This is a genomic window from Methanofollis tationis (assembly GCF_013377755.1).
Classification (GTDB): Archaea; Halobacteriota; Methanomicrobia; order Methanomicrobiales; family Methanofollaceae; genus Methanofollis; species Methanofollis tationis.
Genome location: NZ_JABXWR010000001.1, coordinates 2,117,206 through 2,134,162, shown reverse-complemented (window position 1 = coordinate 2,134,162; position 16,957 = coordinate 2,117,206). Strand labels below are relative to the sequence as shown.

The window sequence follows — 16,957 nt, the reverse complement described above, 5'->3', positions numbered from 1 at the left end:
TGTACCCGGAGAGAACATCATGTTTCAATGACCGATTATGAGCGCCTTGCGGCGATAGCGGACGATCTTCTTGAGCGGGCCGATGAAGACGACACGCGCCTCGCCCGCCTCCTTGAGGGCATCGACCCGGAGGTGAGGGCAGAACTCCTCACGTCCGACCTCCTCAACGCCTATCAGGTCTATTACTACTATTTCAGGGAAGATCCCGGGGAACTCCCCGCGGAACGGCTCATGCTCACGCCCGCCTCAGAGACCCTGCGCGGGGTGCTCCTGGACGAGGTCGAACTCTTCAGCCTCGTCTTCCTCTGCGAAAAGGGCAGGGCCGAGATCGTCGTCACCGACGGGGAGCAGGAATACAGGCGGTTCTCCGGGAAAAATGCCAGGACCGCAGCGGAAAACTACGTCCTCGAAAACCTGGCATGATCAGGGTTCGCCGCGCGTGATCAGGGAGGGGTCGACGCTCGCCCCGGCGATCGGCGGGAGGTCGCCCCACGTCATGACCGCTTCCCCGATGATCGCGAGCGCTCCCATAACGCCGGTGCCCTCAAGGGCGGCGAAAGGCTCCTCCGCACCGGGCAGGAGGGAGTTGCAGAGGGCGGTCGCCCATGCGTCGGCGAGCGAGACGTCACGGGAGAAGATGCAGACGGCGTCTGCAACCCCGAAGGAGATGGAAGGGCCGACCGTCGCCGACGAGGTGCAGATGCCCAGGATCTCCTCCTGCGGCCTGACAAGAAAGGCGAGCCTGTCCGAGAACGGCGAGGCCCCGGCATGGATCCCGACCCGCACCTCCCGGTCGGAGAAGAGGGCGATGTCCCCGCCGTTGTCCACGACCCCGAACGATGCCCCGGCATCCTGCATCGCTTCGGCCCCGGCCCACGCAATCGTCCCGGCGACGGCCGCCATCGGCCCGACGCCGGCAGACACGGACGCCGCCCCCATCCTCTGCACCGTCCGGCTCCCGGCCGGCGGGTCGTAGGACTCGAAGGTGACCCCGAAGTAGGGGTCTTTGAAGAGGAAGGCTTCGAGGCCATGGCGGGCGGCGAGCATGCCTGCCTTCGCCGCCTCGATATGGGCCTGATCGTCGGCAAGGATCGTCGTGATCGTCTGTTTGTGCTCGAAGTGCTCGCGGATCATTCCCTGCCCCGGCAAAAAAGAATTATTTCTGGAGGGAGAGCGCCCCATGCGGGCAGGCCTGAATGCACCTGCCGCAGAGAACGCAGCGCGGCTTGTCGAGGCTGAGTTTCCAGTTTTCATCGAAGGAGAAGACGTCCTGCGGGCAGATCGATATACAGGCGCCGCAGTCCACGCACTCGTTCTCGTCATGGATGATCGCATCCTTCAGGACGCTGACCGTCGCCCCGAGGTCCCGCATCTTCATGCAGACAATGCGCGCGCTCTCGTCAGGGACGTCGATGAGGACGTCACCCTCGCTCGGTTCGATCCGCGCCCGTTCGACATTGATCAGCACACCGGTATCCATCACCACCCGGGCGATGATCGGTTCCCTCACCTTTTTGCGCGAGAACGAGACCATCAGTTTCATGCCTTCCACCTCCCGCCAAGGAGTTTGCCGAGGTTGATGGCCGTGAGCATCCCGATGACATGGTTCTGCGGATCAACGACCGGCAGGGCGCTGATGTTGTGACGCTCCAGTTTCTGGGCAGCGATATCTACCGCCTCCTCGGGGGTCGTGCGCACGACCTTCCTGGTCATGATGTCCCGCACGCAGAGCCGTTCGCCAGGCCGCGCCACCGCCTTGGTGACGTCGTAGGTGGTCACGATCCCGACCAGGCGGCGGTCGCCGTCCAGGATCGGGAGATGGTTTGTCTCGCCCCTGAGGAGTTTAAGGGCCGCCTCGGTGATCGGTTCGTCCTCGGTGATGCAGACGACCTTCGCCTCCATCACCTCCCGCACCCGCGGCACGAGTTTGGTCTCGCGCATCGGGCGCGTCCGCCTGGAGGCCTCCACCCGGCGGGTCGGGAGAGAGAGTGCGATCGATCCCATCTCCACCCAGCCCTTCAGGGCCTCGGCGACCTGCCGCGCCTTGCGGTAACTCGAAAGCGAGGATGTCCGCACCTCCTCGCCGTTGAGTTCGATCCGGCCGCTCTTCAGTTCGGCGTAGGTGACGCGCCTGAGCGTCGGGCGGTCGCGGGAAGGCACGCCATAGTCGACGACGCCGGTCGTCAGGTCCTCGTCGCGTACGGCCGTGCTCCGCACGACCGTCAGATCGGTCACCGGCAGGGGAATGCCGAGACCGACGTACATCGTCACGCCGTAGCCCTGGAAGGTTGCGGCCCTGATATAGTCCGGGCTCATATGGGTGAGGTCCCCGGTCGTCATCAGGGTGGCGAACCCGGTGGCCGGGGACGACTGCGTGCCTTCGCCGACGACCATCCCCTGCGCCCCACCGAGAAAGATCGGGACGCCGCTCCCGATCACATGGTAGGTCGGGTCGTTTGCAAGCGGGGATAAGGCCCCGGCGCCCGAGTACGAGACGTTCCCGCAGTTCGGGAGGAGGGTGCCCATATAGGTGTGGAGGACGCGGTCGGTGGAGTTGGCCGCCGCATTGTAGCACTGGTATGCATTTCTGGGATTCAGCATCGTGGCGGTGTTGAGGTCTTCGAGGAGGAGGTTCGTGGTGACGGTCCGCAACGGGTAGCAGTCGGTGCCTCGCGATATTGCCCGCAGCTCGACCGAGCGGCCGGAAATGAGGTCCTCGATCACATGCGCCCCGCCATAGCGGTCGCCCTGTGTCGTCGACTGCTGGGTTGCGCCGAGATAGGCGTCGACCGCCGCAATGCCGGCATAGGCCTCGACGTCATTGAGCCAGACCCTCTCCATCCGTATCGGGGGATCCGCGTGACCGAAGTTAAAAAAGGCGCCTGAAGAGCACATGGCGCCGAAGGTACCGGTGGTGACGACATCCACCTCTCTCAGCGCCGCCTCCTCGCCCAGTTCGGCGACGATGTCAGGCATCTCCTCGGCCGTGACAACGCGCGCATTGCCATCGCGTATTCTTATATTGATCTCGTCTATGGATTTCTCCATAGTGGTGTATTTATCCCGCATATTTATAGGTCTTTCTTATTACTCAAAGTAATACGTGCCTTCATTAGCGGAGAGCGAGACCTGTGAATATGCACATTGCAGACCTGATCGCCCACCTCGAGGGGATCGCCCCTCCGGAACTCGCCGAAGAGTATGACACCGGCAGGATCGGACTCATCATCGAAGGCCGGGAGGAGGTCGAGACCGTCTGCTGCGCCCTCGACGCCACACCAGCCGTTGCTCGCGCCGCCGTCCGCATGGGGGCCGGACTCCTCGTCGTCCACCACACGCCCCTCTGGGAGCCGCTGACCGCGATCACCGGGCGTGCCGCGGCGGTCCTCCGCCCCCTCTTTGCCGGGGAGGTCAATCTCTATGTGATGCACACGAACTTCGACCGCGCCCCGGGCGGGGTGAACGACACCCTTGCCGATATCCTCGGCCTGGTCGATCCGGTGCCGATGACGAACGGGCTTGTCGGCAGGTGCACCGCAGGGCTCGACGAGATGGCGGCACGGATCGGCGGCAACGTGCGGGTCTGGGGAGAGATCGAAGACCCCGACCGTCTCGCCGTCGTCGGCGGGAGCGGGTTCGACCCTGCGCTGATCGCAGAAGCGGTCTCCCTCGGTGCCGACGCCTTCCTCTCGGCAGAACTGAAGCACCATGTGGCCCGGGCATCCCCTCTCCCCTGCATCGAGTCGACGCACTACGCTCTCGAAGCCCCGGCGATGCAGGCGCTCGCCGAACGGTCAGGGTGGGAGTACATCGAAGACCTGCCGGCGGTCCGCACGATCACATGAAGGAACTATTTGACCGGATCGGAAGGGAAGATCTTACTCCTTCCCTCAGGGAAGCGATCCTCAGGGCGTACCGCGACCGGGGGCGAAAAGCCCTGGCCGCCGTGGACGCCGGGGCGGTAAGGCGATACCTCGATTTTTTCGTGGTCCGCGGGCGGACGGCGGAGTACGTCGTCGAGGACGATTTCTGCACCTGCAAGGACTTCACCTACCGCGGGGGGTGCTGCTGGCATATCCTTGCCGTCAGGATCGCTCTCGCATCAGACCGCTTTGAACGGCGGGAGGAGTGGTATATCGATCGCCTGAGGAAAGAGGGTATCACAACAAACAATATAATGAACAATTCCGAATAATAGATTATTAAGACGTGGTTTTGAATGCTCGAAGAAGAGTATCAACTTGAATATTTCAAATCCCAGGGACTGGTTCGGAAGGTCTGCAGCAAGTGCGGGGCGGCGTACTGGACACGCGACCCGTCCAGAGAGACCTGCGGGGACGCACCCTGCGAGCCGTACTCCTTTATTGCAAACCCGGTCTTCGCCCCGCACTCCCTGGATGAGATGAGGGAGGCCTATCTTTCGTTTTTCGAGCGGCACGGCCACACGCGGATCGAACGCTACCCGGTCGTCGCACGCTGGCGCGACGATATTTACCTGACCATCGCCTCGATCGCCGACTTCCAGCCCTTCGTGACGAACGGCCTTGTGCCGCCGCCGGCAAACCCCCTGACCATCTCGCAGCCGTGTATCAGGCTCAACGACCTCGACTCGGTGGGACGGTCAGGCCGGCACCTGACCCTCTTCGAGATGATGGCCCATCACGCCTTCAACTCGCCGGGTGAGGATATCTACTGGAAAGACCGGACCGTCGAACTCTGCGACGAGTTCCTCAGTTCGATCGGGGCCGACTTGAATAAGGTCACCTACAAGGAGCACCCCTGGATGGGCGGCGGCAACGCCGGCCCCTCGGTGGAGGTGCTGATCGGTGGCCTCGAGGTGGCAACCCTCGTCTTCATGAGCCTGACCAGGGTGCCAAACGACCAGGAACCGGTCGAGCTCGAGGGCGTTCTTTATTATCCGATGAAGATGCGGATTGTCGACACCGGTTACGGGCTTGAACGGCTCACCTGGGCCTCGAAAGGCTCTCCGACCATCTACGACGCAGTCTTCCCCGAGATGGTCAGCCGCCTGATGCACGCCGCGGGCCTCGAGCACCTCCTGGACAACAAGGAGTTCACGAAGATCCTCGGGCTCAACGCCAGGTTCGCCGGTCTCATGGACATCAGCGGCCCCAACCTCTTCCAGCTCCGCCGGAAGGTGGCGGCGGCGATCGACGTCCCGCAGGAGAAACTCGACAAACTGATCACCCCGATCGAGAAGATCTACGCCATCGCCGACCACACCCGCTGCCTTGCCTATATGCTCGGCGACTGCGTCGTGCCCTCCAATGTGCGGGAAGGATACCTCGCCCGCCTCGTCCTGCGCCGGACCCTGCGGATGATGGCCGACCTCGACCTCAAGGACAACCTTGCCGACCTGGTCGAGATGCAGATGCGGATCATCGGCACCGACTCCTTCGAGCAGAGCATCGCCGGCGTGCGCGAGATCATCGACCGCGAGGTGGAGAAGTACGCCGCAACCCTCGCCCGCGGGGCGCGGATCGTGCAGCGGATCGCCCGCACCTACAAGAAGAAGAGCGAGCGCATCCCCCTGCAGGAGGTCGTCACCCTGTACGACTCCCACGGCATCCCGCCCGAGATGGTGAAGGATATCGCCGCACAGGAAGGGGCGGTCGTCGAGATCCCGGACAACTTCTACTCGCAGATCGCCGACCTGCACTCCGAGAACCTCCCGGAGAAGGCGGCCGAGGACCCGCTCGCAAAGTACCGCGAGCGGATCGCCGGTCTCCCGGCAACGAAGAAGGCCTACTACGATCAGCCGGCCGAGGTCGAGTTCGAGGCGATGGTCATCGACTACTTCGACGGTTGCGCCGTCCTCGACCAGACGCTCTTCTACCCCGAAGGCGGCGGTCAGCCTGCCGACACCGGCACACTCGTCACCACCGAGACGATGGTCAGGGTCGAGGACACGATCAAGCTCGGCGAGGTGATCCTCCACCGCGTGAAGGGCGGCACCCTCAAGCGGGGCGACCGGGTGAAGGGGATCGTCGACGAGGAGCGGCGCTGGTCCTTAATGCGCCACCACACGGCGACGCACCTGATCCTCCGCGCCTCAAAGGAGGTGCTCGGCGCCCATATCCATCAGGCCGGCGCCCAGAAGGGGAGCGAGAGCGCCCGTATCGATATCAGGCACTTCAAGCACATCACCCCTGAGGAGATGAAACGGATCGAGATCAGGGCGAACCAGATGGTGATGGAGAACACCCCGGTCTATGTCAACTGGGAGAACCGCACGAAGGCCGAACAGAAGTACGGCTTCGGGCTCTACCAGGGCGGCGTACCGCCGGGCCGGCAGATCCGGGTCGTGCAGGTCGCAGGCGACATCGAGGCATGCGCCGGAACCCACTGCCGCTCCACCGGCGAGATAGGCCCGATTGCCCTGCTCAAAGTCGAGCATATCCAGGACGGGATCGAACGCCTGGAGTTCTCGGCCGGGATTGCGGCGATCACCGCGATGCAGCACCTCAAGGAACTCATCGCCGTATCGGCCGAGACCCTCTCGGTCCAGCAGGAGAACCTGCCCGCGAGCGTGAACCGGTTCTTCACCGAGTGGAAAGAGCAGAGGAAAGAGATCGAGCGCCTCCAGCAGAAGGTCGTCGACCTCGAGGTCCAGCAACTGGTCGCCGAGGAGATCGGCGGCTTTGGTGTCGTGATCAGGGAGGTCGACCTCCCGCCGCAGGAACTCGTCGCCCTCGCCTCACGGATCTCTGAAGGCGGCGACATTGCGCTGCTCGCCGGGGGAAGAGAGCGCGTCCACGCCGTGATGGCCTCGCCGGTCGAGAGCCTGAACGCCGTCGAGGTGATCAGGGAGGTCTGTGAAGTTCTTGGCGGAAAAGGCGGCGGAAAACCACAGATTGCACAGGGCGGCGGCCCTGAGGTCGGGCGGATCGGAGAAGCCCTCGCCCGCGGCCGCGCCCTCATCGAGTCGAACCTGAATGGCTGAAGAGATCGTGGTGATGGAGCCCGGCGACGAGCGGGCGCAGCGGATCGCAAAGGCGATGGCGAGCCAGACGGCAAGCGATATCCTGTCTGCCCTCAGGGACGCACCCCTGAGCGCGGCCGAGATCGCCGACCGCCTCGCGATCCCCCTCACCACCCTGAAGTATCATGTCGAGAACCTGGCCGACGCCGGCCTGATCGAGATCGTCAGGACAAAGTGGAGCTCGAAGGGGCGGGAGGTGAAGGTCTACGGCCTCACCTCACGGCTGATCATCGTCACGCCGCCGGTGAAGGATATCAGGGCGATCCTGCTCAAGTATGCATCGCTCTTCGCGGTCGTCATCTTTGCGAGCATCGTTGTCGCGATGATCCTGCCCCTTCTCGGCGGGGTGCCGGCGGAGGAGCCGCGGATGATGGCCTTCGATGCAAAGGGTGCCGGTGCCCCTGAGGCCACGGCCGCCGTCCCGTCGGTCGCCCTCGATGCGGTCACCGCCTTCTTCCTGGGCGGGAGCACCGTGGTGCTGGCGCTGATGGTCTACGAGGTCTATCTCTATTTCACCTATTACCGGCGGAGAAGAGCGAGGGACTGATGCGGGGGAGACGACTCTTTCTCCTGCATTATATACTCCTGAAAAACCAGAATTCTATTTTTTTGCCCTTCGCCCTTTCACGCGGGTGAACCCCGGAGGGATCGTGCAGACCCCACAAAACCGCGACAGGGTGAACCATACAAAACCAAAAATAATCTGCGCGCCATAATAAGATTGCAGGAGTGAAACGCCGGGGCAAAACCAGATCGCAGCGTATGGGGGGGATGCACATGATGGAAAAGAGCAGATGGACCAGAGATCAGCCGTCAGATCATGGCCATAACAGAACCGGCGGCAAAAAAAGCCTGACCTTCAGGCGTCGGGGGATCATTCTGGCATGTGCAGTGCTATGTGCCGGAGTGTTTCTGACCCTGACCGTTCAGGCCGGAACCATCGCAGGCGACCGGGAGGTTTCTCTTCATGATGAGCCCCTCCTCAAAACGCCTGATCTCCCGGGCAACAGACAGCATATGATCAACCCCGTACATCCCGGGGCCGCAGGTGAACCGATCTCCCGGGATCGCCCTGCAGTATCAGACGCCGTCTTTGAGGGAACGGATCAGAAAAGACCCGTTTCGATCGCCTGGCAGAGGTGTCTCGGGGGTTCGGACGATGACCGGGCAAAATCCATCAGGCAGACGACCGACGGCGGTTACATCCTCGTCGGGGAGACCGGGTCCACCGACGGCGATGTGATCGGGCATCACGGCGGCACCGATGTGTGGGTGGTGAAACTGGATGCCACCGGAGCGATAGAGTGGGAGAGATGCCTCGGCGGAAGCGATCAGGACACCGCCTCCAGCATCCAGCAGACCGACGATACGGGTTACATCATTGCGGCGACCACCAGGTCCACTGACGGCGATGTGATCGGGCATCACGGCGGCACCAGCCCGGGCGGTATCACCGAACGTGACGGATGGGTGATAAAACTCAACACCACAGGTGCGATAGAATGGCAGCGGTGCCTCGGCGGGACCGGCGACGACAGAGCCGAATATGTACAGCAGACGGCTGAGGGCGGATATATTATTGCAGGATACGCAGCGTCATCAGATGGGGATCTGACCGGATTGTCGTCTGATACCTGCTGGGTGCTGAAGATTGGCCCTGAAGGGGGGATAGAGTGGCAGAATCTCTTCGGCGCCTTCATGTTCAACACATGCGTACAGCAGACAAAAGACGGGGAGTATGTCATATGCGGGTGGACGGCACTCGGGACACACGGTATGTTCGACGGATACGTGCTGAACCTCACTGCCGCCGGTGCCGCCCGGTGGCAACGCGATATCGGGGGGATCCGCAGGGATTATGCCTACAGCATCAGGCAGACCGGCGATGGCGGATACATCCTTGCAGGGTCCACCACATCTGAAGACCTGGAAGGATATCATGGAGATCCTGAACTCGACTCTCTGCCGGACGGGATGGCGGTCAAACTCAGTGCCACCGGCGCGGTAGATTGGCTGAGATGCCTCGGGGGTTCTGGCGATGACAGGTGTTCCAGCGTGGAGCTGACCGACGAAGGCGGGTATATCCTTGCCGGGAGCACCGCATCAAACGACGGCGACGCAAGCGGCAACCACGGCGGCTATGACATCTGGATGGTAAAGATGGACGCCGGTGGCGGGATCGAATGGCAGCGGTGCCTCGGGGGATCGGCGGATGAGCGTGCCGGCAGCGCAGAGCAGACGGCGGACGGCGGGTATATCATCGCCGGGAGCACCGCATCAAACGACGGCGACGTGAGCGGCAACCACGGCGGCCATGACATCTGGGTGGTGAAACTGGAGAGCAACGGCCCGGTTTCCGGCCCGCTGGCCTTTCCAGGGCAGGGAGATCCGCCCACCGACCCGGACGGCGACGGGCTGTACGAGGACGTCGACGGAAACGGCCTGATCGAATTCAATGACGTCATCGTCTACTACGAAAACATGCCATTCATCAGGGAACACCAGCCCCTTGCGGCCTTCGACTATGACGGCAGCGGGATGATCGGCTACAACGACGTGGTCACGCTGTACCAGATGTTGTGAGGACCATGGGGGACAGGCCGCCCATGCCATAGCGCCAGAAAAGATGAGGTTCAGATCAGGTCGATATAATTTTTCAGCAGGCGCAGCCCCACCGCCCCGCTCTTTTCCGGGTGGAACTGCACCCCATAGACCGACCCGTTCCGCACCGACGAGGCAAAGGGGCAGATGTATTCTGTCGTGGTCATCGTATGCGCCGGCGCCGCCGAGGCATAGTAGGAGTGGACGAAATAGACGTACGAGCCGTCCGCAATCCCCTCGAAGAGCGGTTCGCCCTCCCGGACCTCGAGGGTGTTCCAGCCCATGTGCGGGACTTTCATTCCGGGCACCCGCGGGAACCGACGGACATCGCCCGGGATCAGCCCGAGGCCGGCCTGGAGCCCGCCCTCGTCAGAACTCTCCATGAGCATCTGCATCCCGAGACAGATCCCGAGCACCGGAACCTCCCGCGCCGCCGCCCGCACCGTGCCCTCAAGGGGGCCGAGCATCCCCATGCCGTCGCGAAAGGCCCCCACGCCCGGAAGGACCAGGGCGTCTGCTGCGGCGATCGCGGAGGTGTCGGCCGAGACCACCGCACGGGCGCCGGCCTTCTCCAGGCCGCGCAGCACGCTGCGGAGGTTTCCAAGCCCGTAATCAATTATAACTATCGTCTTCATCTGATCCCGATCCTCTTCTTCTCCAGCCGTCGTCACTGATCCATTCTTCGGGAAGGCCGTGCTCCCCCTGCCATGAGCGCAGCCTCGCCTCCCAATCCTTCCAGAGGTCAGGATATGCCGCCCGGATCCGTTTCAGCACCGCGCGGTCGCTGGACGGACACATAAAGCATCCGATCCGATCGAGCCCTTCGGTGTAGAGACAGTTATAGGGGGCTCCCTCCCTGAAGATGTAGAGCCAGACGTGCAGGGCCGTCCAGTGCTGGATCGGGGCGGCCGAGATCTGGTTGCCGACGACCCGGTTCCGCCATATTCTCGGGCTGTTTTTTCTGGAGAGCGACTCGTACTTCCGCTGGCCGATGAAGGAGAGCGATTCGCCCCACCGCTCGGCAATGATCTTACTGACCGGCAGGAGCTTTGCGACGCTGCAGCACCAGCGCGCGTCCACCGCCGGAGGGCCTTCTTTTCTGAAGTGCTCCCAGAACGTGTCGCCGGTCTCGGCCCGCACCACCTCGAGGCCGTAGCGCGCCGCCACGTCCCTCACATTCGCATCGGTCTCCGGGAACTCAAGGCCGGTATCGGCGTAGAGGATCGGGACCGGCCCCATCTCCCTGAGCACCAGAAGGAGCGTCGCCAGACTGTCCTTGCCCCCGGAGTACGAGACGTTCACCGGGAGATGGGTGTGGCTCGCCCGGACGTTCCTGATGAAATCGAGCGATGCGCCTTCATACGTGTCCAGGATCTGTCTGTTGGCGGCGACAGCGTCGTCCCATGATGCAGTTCCCGGGACTGCATCGGCCGGTGCGGCTTTACGCGTCCTGACGATGGCCCCCCGCGTCATCGTCCTCGCCTCTGCAGCGTCCACTTTCGCCCTGCCGACGCCGATGCACTCTCCGCTCTTCGAGAGGATGAACACCTCGTCGCCAGGCCGGACGGCGTCCTCGATCTCGACGAGGCCGGGGGCGAGGAGGCTTGAACCCTCCCGGATTGAGGGCACGGCGCCGTCGTCGGCGACGACATACCGCTTTGTCGGGACAAGATAGCGGGCGGCGGCCGGCCGCGGGAGAGGCTCCCATTCGCCTTTTTCCGGGAGATACCGGATCGCCGCAACAATGGCGCCGCCAAGAACGATCTCCTCCATCCTGTCGATCTCGGGCACCTTGTTCAGGACGGCGAGATGCCCTTTTGGGATGAGGGGGGCGCCGAAGTGGTCGGTGAAGATCTCGTTGACGAGATCGATGTCCGCCCTGAACGCTGGGCGTGCGTCGCCCGGCGGGGTGACGGCGACCGGACGTGTATCTGATCCGCAGGCGCATGTTGTGCCGAGAACGGGAGTGTGGCAGGTATCGCACCAGTTCAGATGTATTTTTCCCAGATATGACGGACGCATTGGCAGTACTGTTTGACGGAGCAGGTCAAAAAGATCGGGGTATGTACAGACGGCAGGTGTGAAAAGGGGGGGGTACGACGCCGGCAGGATCGGCCTTAGGGCGAGCGATGCAAAATCCGCCCCGCGGGCGGTCATGATGGGCGCCGCTTTCGCATGGTTAATAAACCAATAATTATCATGGATTATCATGAGGGATTTGGGTGAATGAACTAATATTCCTGATAGCGTTTCCAACGATAATCGCATTCATCCTGTTATTGTTGTCTAATAACCGGATTAGATATGCAATCGTTGCACTCGCCGCACTTGTCATCTCTGCGGCGTCCATCTATCTTCTCGCAACCTCATATGCGCGGGGCACGGTCTATTACACCGTTCCCTTCGAGCCCGCGAGTCAGATGATGTTCGCCATCGAGATGGGGATCGCACTCCTGCTTCTCTGGCTCGGGATCAGGTTCAAACAATATATCGCCGTTCTCCTGGTGCTTGCGCAGTCGGCACTGATAGTTTACTACGAGTTTGCGATGAGCCATGGGATGGACCCGGTCAAAAACCTCTTTTTCGACCAGTTCTCCATCATCATGGCGATGATCATCGGGATCATCGGCAGCCTCATCGCCGTCTACGCCGTCAGCTACATGCAGACCTACCACGGCCACCACCCCGAGGTTCGGGACCGGCGGCGGTTCTTCTTCTTCGTGACGTTCATCTTCCTTGCGGCGATGTTCGGCCTCGTCTTCTCGAACAACCTGTTGTGGGTCTTTTTCTTCTGGGAGATCACGACGCTGGCGTCGTTCCTTCTCATCGGCTACGCCGAGAGTGAGGAGGCGACGAACAACGCCTTCCTTGCCCTGAAGATGAACCTGCTCGGAGGGATCGCCTTCGCCGGAGCCATTCTCTACCTCGCCTCGGCCGATCCCGCCGGCGGTCTGCTCGAACTCGACGCCCTCATTGCCTCGGGCCAGGCAATGGCAATCGTCCCTGCCGTGCTGATCAGCTTTGCGGGGCTGACGAAAGCCGCACAGATGCCCTTTTCCGGATGGCTTGTCGGGGCGATGGTCGCCCCGACGCCGGTCTCGGCCCTCCTGCACTCGAGCACGATGGTCAAGGCCGGTGTGTACATCATCGTCCGGTTCGCTCCCGTACTTGCCGGCAGTCTCGCCGGGATCTCGATCGCAATGGTCGGCGCCGTCACGTTCCTCGTGGCGTCCGGGATCGCAATCTCCCAGAGCAATGCAAAGAAAGTGCTGGCATACTCGACGATTGCAAACCTCGGGCTGATCGTCGCCTGCGCGGGCGTCGGCACCTACAAACTCGTCTGGGCCGCGATCCTCCTGATCATCTTCCACGCCATTGCAAAATCCCTCCTCTTCCTCTGCGTCGGGACGGTGGAGCACCGCACCGGGAGCCGGGACATCGAGGACATGGACGGACTCATCGTCCGCATGCCGCGGCTTGCCGCCATGATGTTCGTCGGCATCGCCGGCATGTTCCTCGCCCCGTTCGGCATGCTCATATCGAAGTGGGCGGCGATTGAGGGCTTCATCGATGCACCCTTCGGCCTGATCTTCGTCACCATCCTCGCCTTCGGCGGTGCCTTGACGGTCTTCTTCTGGTCGAAGTGGATGGGCAAGATCATCTCGGTCACCCCGTACGGCGAGAAGATCGAGGGAACGATCTCGCGTCAGAAGTGGGTCGTGCTCACCACCCTCACGGCGCTGACCGTGCTCGCCGCACTCTTCTTCCCGCTCATCTCATCAGGGCTCATCGAGCCCTATCTTCTCGGCACCTTCGGCGAGACGGCGCGGCTTGCGCAGGACAACATCATCATCATGGTCCTGATGATCTCGCTCCTGCTGATACTGCCTTTCTCCCTCCCGTTCTACGCAAAGGGAGGAAAAAAGATGCCCGCATACATGTGTGGACGGCCGGTGACGACCGACCTGAAGTTTGCCGGTTCTGCCGGCATTGAGCGGACGATGACAACGCGGAACTACTACTTCACCGAGTACTTCGGCGAGGGCAGACTCCTGCGCGTGGCAAACCCGCTCTGCATCCTGCTGATCCTGCTTGCAGGGGCGATCCTGGCGGGGGCGATCCTGTGACCTCGGTCGTCATGGCAATCGTCTACCTGATCCTCGCCCCGGTCCTGGGCGGGCTGATCGCCGGGATCGACCGGAAGCTCACCGCACGGATGCAGGGGAGGGTCGGTCCGCCGATCCTCCAGCCCTTCTACGACGTGGCAAAGCTCTTCGAGAAGGAGGACGTCACCGTCACCCCCTCGCAGAACTTCTACATCCTCTCGTACCTGGTCTTCATGGCCGTGACAGGCGCCCTCTTCTTTGCCGGAGAGGACCTGCTGCTCTTGATCTTCGCCTTTACCCTGGCCCACATCTTCATCGTGCTCGGGGCATACGCCGCCTACTCGCCGTACAGCTATGTCGGGGCCGAACGGGAGCTGATCACCCTGATGGCCTATGAGCCGATGATCATCCTCACCGCAATCGGGCTCTATCTGGTGACCGGAAGCTTCTATGTGGAGACGATCGCCACATCGCAGGTGCCGGTGATCCTCTACCTGCCAGGCGTCTTCCTGGGCTTCCTGACGGTGCTGACGATCAAACTGAGAAAATCGCCCTTCGACATCTCGACCTCGCACCACGCCCACCAGGAACTGGTGAAGGGATTGACCACGGAGTTTTCCGGGGCGACCCTGGCGAAGATCGAGATCGCCCACTGGTACGAGACGGTGGTGCTCCTCGGGATTGTGTACCTCTTCTTCGGGTTCAACCCACTGCTGGGGCTCGCCGTCATCGTTGTCGCCTACATTCTGGAGATCTTCATCGACAACACCTTCTCGAGAATGAAGTGGCAGATGACCATGAAGAGCGGATGGGGTTCTGCCGCAATACTCGGGTTCCTTAACCTCGTCGTCCTTTATTACTTCTATCTGGGGGTGTGAAACAATGGCATATCTGAAAAAATCACCATGGCTTCTCCATTATGACGCCTCAAGTTGCAATGGCTGTGATATCGAGGTGCTTGCCTGTCTCACCCCGCTGTACGACGTGGAGCGATTCGGGATCATCAACACCGGCAACCCGAAACACGCCGATGTCTTCGTGATCACCGGCGGGGTCAACGAGATGAACCGTGAGGTGGTGAAAAACATCTACGAGCAGATGCCCGACCCGAAAGTCGTCGTCGCCGTGGGCATCTGCGCTGCCACGGGCGGCGTCTTCAGGGAGTGCTACAACATCGCCGGGGGCGTCGACGAGGTGATCCCGGTGGACGTCTATGTGCCGGGCTGCGCCGCGCGCCCCGAGTCGATCATCGACGGGATCGTGAAGGCACTCGGGATTCTTGAGGAAAAACGAGCGAAAATGAAGGGACAGGAGGGATCGGCATGATAGAAGACGAACCGATAACGACGATCGACCAGGGCGACCTGCTTGCACGGGTCAGGACATACCGCGAGGGGGGTTTCCGCCTGGTCCAGGTCAGCTGCACAAAAATCGAAGATACCTTCGAGATAACCTACTGTTTCGACAAAGACAACCGTTTCGAGAGCCTGCGCATCACCGTCCCGGTCGGGACGACGCTCCCGAGCATCTCAGGGATCTACTGGGGGGCGTTCATCTACGAGAACGAGATGCACGACTTTTTCGGGGTCGAAGTCACCGGGATAAACGTCGATTACAAGGGGAACCTGCTGAAGACGGCGAAAAAGTACCCGTTCAGCAACGTCACCTTCAGGGGGGAGGTCACATGTCAAAAGAAATAGTCATGCCCTTTGGCCCACAGCACCCGGTCCTTCCTGAACCGATCCATCTCGACCTCGTCATCGAGGACGAGAAGGTAAAGGAGGCCCTGCCCTCCATCGGGTATATCCACCGCGGTCTTGAAACCCTGGTCGAGAAGAGAGAGTTTCCCGAATACGTCTATATCGCCGAACGGATCTGCGGGATCTGCAGTTTCATCCACGGCGCCACCTACTGCCAGGGCGTCGAGACGGTGATGAACGTGGAGGTGCCCGAACGCGCCCTCTACCTCCGGACGATCTGGTCTGAGTACTCCAGGATCCATTCCCACCTCCTCTGGCTCGGGCTTTTCGCCGACGGCATGGGGTTCGAGAACCTCTTCATGGACGCCTGGCGGCTGCGCGAGTATATCCTGGACGACCTCGAGGCGACCACCGGCGGCCGGGTGATCCAGGGAAGCTGCAAGGTGGGCGGCGTCCGCCGGGACATCGACGCCGAGAAACTCGACGAGATGTCAAACGGCCTGAACGGGTTCAGGAAAGAGCTCGCCGATATGACGAACGTCTTTTTGAACGATTCCTCGGTGAAGTCCAGGCTGAAGAACGTCGGCATCCTCTCAAAAGAGGACGCCTATGCCGATGGGGCGGTCGGCCCGGTGCTCAGGGCGAGCGGGGTCGCTTCAGACGCCCGGATGCTCGGCTACGCCGCCTATGACCGCCTCCATTTCACGCCGGTGGTCGAAGACGGCTGCGACTGCTATGCACGCTGCGCTGTGCGGGCGAAGGAGATGCACGCCTCGATCGATATCATCAAAGAGGCGATCCAGAAGATCCCGGACGGCCCGATCGAGGTGAAGGTGACCGGAAAGCCCGACGGCGAGTACTTCGCCAGGGCCGAGCAGCCCCGCGGCGAGGTGGTCCACTATGTGAAGGGGAACGGCACGCGCAACCTCGTCCGACACCGGGTGCGCACCCCGACGATCACGAACATCCCGCCGATGGTGAAGATGCTCGCGGGCTGCGAACTCGCCGACGTCCCGATCATCGTGCTCTCGATCGACCCGTGCATCGGCTGCTGCGAGAGGTGATCTGAGAATGGCATACTTTGAGATGGCAAAAACGGTGCTGAAATCGGTCATCCACGGACCGTCCACCATCCGCTACCCGGCACAGCCCGCGAAGATCACCCCGATCTCGCGGGGCCACGTGACGATCGATCCGTCGCAGTGCATCTCCTGCGGGATGTGCATGCGCAAGTGCCCGTCGGACGCAATCTGCGTCTCGCGCGAGGAGAAGACCTGGGAGATCGATCTGCTCCGCTGCCACGTCTGCAACTGCTGCGTGGAGGTCTGCCCGGTGCACTGCCTCACGATGGAGACGCAGTACTCCTCTGCGGTCACGGTCCACGAGGGGCGGGTGCTGGTGAAGATCACCTACGTGAAGCCCGAGCGGCCCGCGAAGCCCGAAGCCGGTCCGAAGGAATCGGCCGGGTCTTCGTGAGCGGTCCCTTCACCTATTTTTCACTGTTTTTCCGGTCAGCCGGTGCCCGCGGCCCTGGATGATCAACCATA

At 62.0% G+C, this 16,957-nt stretch carries 17 protein-coding genes; 12 read left to right on the top strand and 5 right to left on the bottom strand.

Going from position 1 to position 16,957, the window contains the following annotated elements; all coding sequences use genetic code 11:
• Positions 1-27: 27 nt before the first annotated feature.
• Positions 28-423: a hypothetical protein gene (locus HWN36_RS11105; protein WP_176789447.1), complete on the top strand. Its 396-nt coding sequence runs from the start codon at positions 28-30 to the stop codon at positions 421-423.
• On the opposite strand, the gene HWN36_RS11100 is transcribed toward HWN36_RS11105, so the two are convergent.
• The 3 genes from HWN36_RS11100 to HWN36_RS11090 are packed head-to-tail and all read right to left on the bottom strand — an operon-like array spanning position 424 to position 3,048.
• Complete coding sequence (locus HWN36_RS11100) at positions 424-1,134, bottom strand: UPF0280 family protein (RefSeq protein ID WP_176789446.1); 711 nt, start codon at positions 1,132-1,134, stop codon at positions 424-426.
• 22 nt (positions 1,135-1,156) lie between these two features.
• Complete coding sequence (locus HWN36_RS11095; protein ID WP_176789445.1) at positions 1,157-1,543, bottom strand: 4Fe-4S binding protein; 387 nt, start codon at positions 1,541-1,543, stop codon at positions 1,157-1,159.
• Positions 1,540-3,048 carry a homocysteine biosynthesis protein gene (locus tag HWN36_RS11090; protein ID WP_176789444.1) on the bottom strand — a complete coding sequence of 503 codons (1,509 nt, stop codon included), beginning with the start codon at positions 3,046-3,048 and terminating at the stop codon, positions 1,540-1,542. Before HWN36_RS11090 ends, HWN36_RS11095 begins: the two co-directional genes overlap by 4 nt.
• 89 nt (positions 3,049-3,137) lie before the next feature.
• On the opposite strand from HWN36_RS11090, the gene HWN36_RS11085 reads away from it, so the two are divergent.
• From HWN36_RS11085 to HWN36_RS11065, 5 genes are all read left to right on the top strand, one after another.
• Positions 3,138-3,845 (top strand): Nif3-like dinuclear metal center hexameric protein, encoded by a 708-nt coding sequence (locus HWN36_RS11085; protein WP_176789443.1) that lies wholly within the window; start codon positions 3,138-3,140, stop codon positions 3,843-3,845.
• Complete coding sequence (locus tag HWN36_RS11080; RefSeq protein ID WP_176789442.1) at positions 3,842-4,195, top strand: SWIM zinc finger family protein; 354 nt, start codon at positions 3,842-3,844, stop codon at positions 4,193-4,195. Before HWN36_RS11085 ends, HWN36_RS11080 begins: the two co-directional genes overlap by 4 nt.
• A gap of 24 nt (positions 4,196-4,219) precedes the next feature.
• Positions 4,220-6,964: an alanine--tRNA ligase gene (alaS, locus tag HWN36_RS11075; protein WP_176789441.1), complete on the top strand. Its 2,745-nt coding sequence runs from the start codon at positions 4,220-4,222 to the stop codon at positions 6,962-6,964.
• Positions 6,957-7,550 (top strand): ArsR/SmtB family transcription factor, encoded by a 594-nt coding sequence (locus tag HWN36_RS11070; protein ID WP_176789440.1) that lies wholly within the window; start codon positions 6,957-6,959, stop codon positions 7,548-7,550. Before alaS ends, HWN36_RS11070 begins: the two co-directional genes overlap by 8 nt.
• 230 nt (positions 7,551-7,780) lie before the next feature.
• Positions 7,781-9,586: a hypothetical protein gene (locus HWN36_RS11065; RefSeq protein ID WP_218133228.1), complete on the top strand. Its 1,806-nt coding sequence runs from the start codon at positions 7,781-7,783 to the stop codon at positions 9,584-9,586.
• A 50-nt stretch (positions 9,587-9,636) separates the two neighbouring features.
• Here the strand turns inward: HWN36_RS11065 and hisH are convergent, their stop codons facing one another.
• Entirely contained in the window at positions 9,637-10,239 is a 603-nt protein-coding gene (gene hisH, locus HWN36_RS11060) for an imidazole glycerol phosphate synthase subunit HisH (protein ID WP_176789438.1), read from the bottom strand.
• Positions 10,217-11,626, bottom strand: a complete 1,410-nt coding sequence (locus HWN36_RS11055; protein WP_176789437.1) for a phosphoadenosine phosphosulfate reductase domain-containing protein — start codon at positions 11,624-11,626, stop codon at positions 10,217-10,219. Before HWN36_RS11055 ends, hisH begins: the two co-directional genes overlap by 23 nt.
• A gap of 200 nt (positions 11,627-11,826) precedes the next feature.
• Between HWN36_RS11055 and HWN36_RS11050 the strand changes: the two genes are divergently transcribed.
• Genes HWN36_RS11050 through HWN36_RS11025 form a run of 6 tightly spaced genes read left to right on the top strand, consistent with a single transcriptional unit; the run spans position 11,827 to position 16,886 of the window.
• The gene (locus HWN36_RS11050; RefSeq protein WP_176789436.1) at positions 11,827-13,731 is read left to right on the top strand and encodes a proton-conducting transporter transmembrane domain-containing protein; all 1,905 of its coding nucleotides are present in this window, start codon (positions 11,827-11,829) and stop codon (positions 13,729-13,731) included.
• 11 nt (positions 13,732-13,742) lie between these two features.
• Positions 13,743-14,588, top strand: a complete 846-nt coding sequence (locus tag HWN36_RS11045) for a respiratory chain complex I subunit 1 family protein (RefSeq protein WP_176789621.1) — start codon at positions 13,743-13,745, stop codon at positions 14,586-14,588.
• Between the two features lie 4 nt (positions 14,589-14,592).
• Entirely contained in the window at positions 14,593-15,036 is a 444-nt protein-coding gene (locus HWN36_RS11040) for an NADH-quinone oxidoreductase subunit B family protein (protein WP_176789435.1), read from the top strand.
• Positions 15,033-15,410, top strand: coding sequence for an NADH-quinone oxidoreductase subunit C (locus HWN36_RS11035; protein ID WP_176789434.1), 378 nt, complete (start codon positions 15,033-15,035; stop codon positions 15,408-15,410). The genes HWN36_RS11040 and HWN36_RS11035 overlap by 4 nt, the downstream gene beginning before the upstream one ends.
• Positions 15,395-16,474, top strand: coding sequence for a hydrogenase large subunit (locus tag HWN36_RS11030; protein WP_176789433.1), 1,080 nt, complete (start codon positions 15,395-15,397; stop codon positions 16,472-16,474). Before HWN36_RS11035 ends, HWN36_RS11030 begins: the two co-directional genes overlap by 16 nt.
• Positions 16,475-16,481: 7 nt before the next feature.
• A complete protein-coding gene (locus HWN36_RS11025) occupies positions 16,482-16,886 on the top strand; it encodes a 4Fe-4S dicluster domain-containing protein (RefSeq protein ID WP_176789432.1) in 405 nt (134 codons plus the stop codon).
• Positions 16,887-16,957 lie beyond the last annotated feature (71 nt).

Coding starts and splice junctions, on each gene's coding strand:
- HWN36_RS11105 (WP_176789447.1), top strand. CDS start 28: ATGACCGATTATGAGCGCCTTGCGGCGATAGCGGACGATCTTCTTGAG.
- HWN36_RS11100 (WP_176789446.1), bottom strand. CDS start 1,134: ATGATCCGCGAGCACTTCGAGCACAAACAGACGATCACGACGATCCTT.
- HWN36_RS11095 (WP_176789445.1), bottom strand. CDS start 1,543: ATGAAACTGATGGTCTCGTTCTCGCGCAAAAAGGTGAGGGAACCGATC.
- HWN36_RS11090 (WP_176789444.1), bottom strand. CDS start 3,048: ATGGAGAAATCCATAGACGAGATCAATATAAGAATACGCGATGGCAAT.
- HWN36_RS11085 (WP_176789443.1), top strand. CDS start 3,138: ATGCACATTGCAGACCTGATCGCCCACCTCGAGGGGATCGCCCCTCCG.
- HWN36_RS11080 (WP_176789442.1), top strand. CDS start 3,842: ATGAAGGAACTATTTGACCGGATCGGAAGGGAAGATCTTACTCCTTCC.
- alaS (WP_176789441.1), top strand. CDS start 4,220: ATGCTCGAAGAAGAGTATCAACTTGAATATTTCAAATCCCAGGGACTG.
- HWN36_RS11070 (WP_176789440.1), top strand. CDS start 6,957: ATGGCTGAAGAGATCGTGGTGATGGAGCCCGGCGACGAGCGGGCGCAG.
- HWN36_RS11065 (WP_218133228.1), top strand. CDS start 7,781: ATGATGGAAAAGAGCAGATGGACCAGAGATCAGCCGTCAGATCATGGC.
- hisH (WP_176789438.1), bottom strand. CDS start 10,239: ATGAAGACGATAGTTATAATTGATTACGGGCTTGGAAACCTCCGCAGC.
- HWN36_RS11055 (WP_176789437.1), bottom strand. CDS start 11,626: ATGCGTCCGTCATATCTGGGAAAAATACATCTGAACTGGTGCGATACC.
- HWN36_RS11045 (WP_176789621.1), top strand. CDS start 13,743: ATGGCAATCGTCTACCTGATCCTCGCCCCGGTCCTGGGCGGGCTGATC.
- HWN36_RS11040 (WP_176789435.1), top strand. CDS start 14,593: ATGGCATATCTGAAAAAATCACCATGGCTTCTCCATTATGACGCCTCA.
- HWN36_RS11035 (WP_176789434.1), top strand. CDS start 15,033: ATGATAGAAGACGAACCGATAACGACGATCGACCAGGGCGACCTGCTT.
- HWN36_RS11030 (WP_176789433.1), top strand. CDS start 15,395: ATGTCAAAAGAAATAGTCATGCCCTTTGGCCCACAGCACCCGGTCCTT.
- HWN36_RS11025 (WP_176789432.1), top strand. CDS start 16,482: ATGGCATACTTTGAGATGGCAAAAACGGTGCTGAAATCGGTCATCCAC.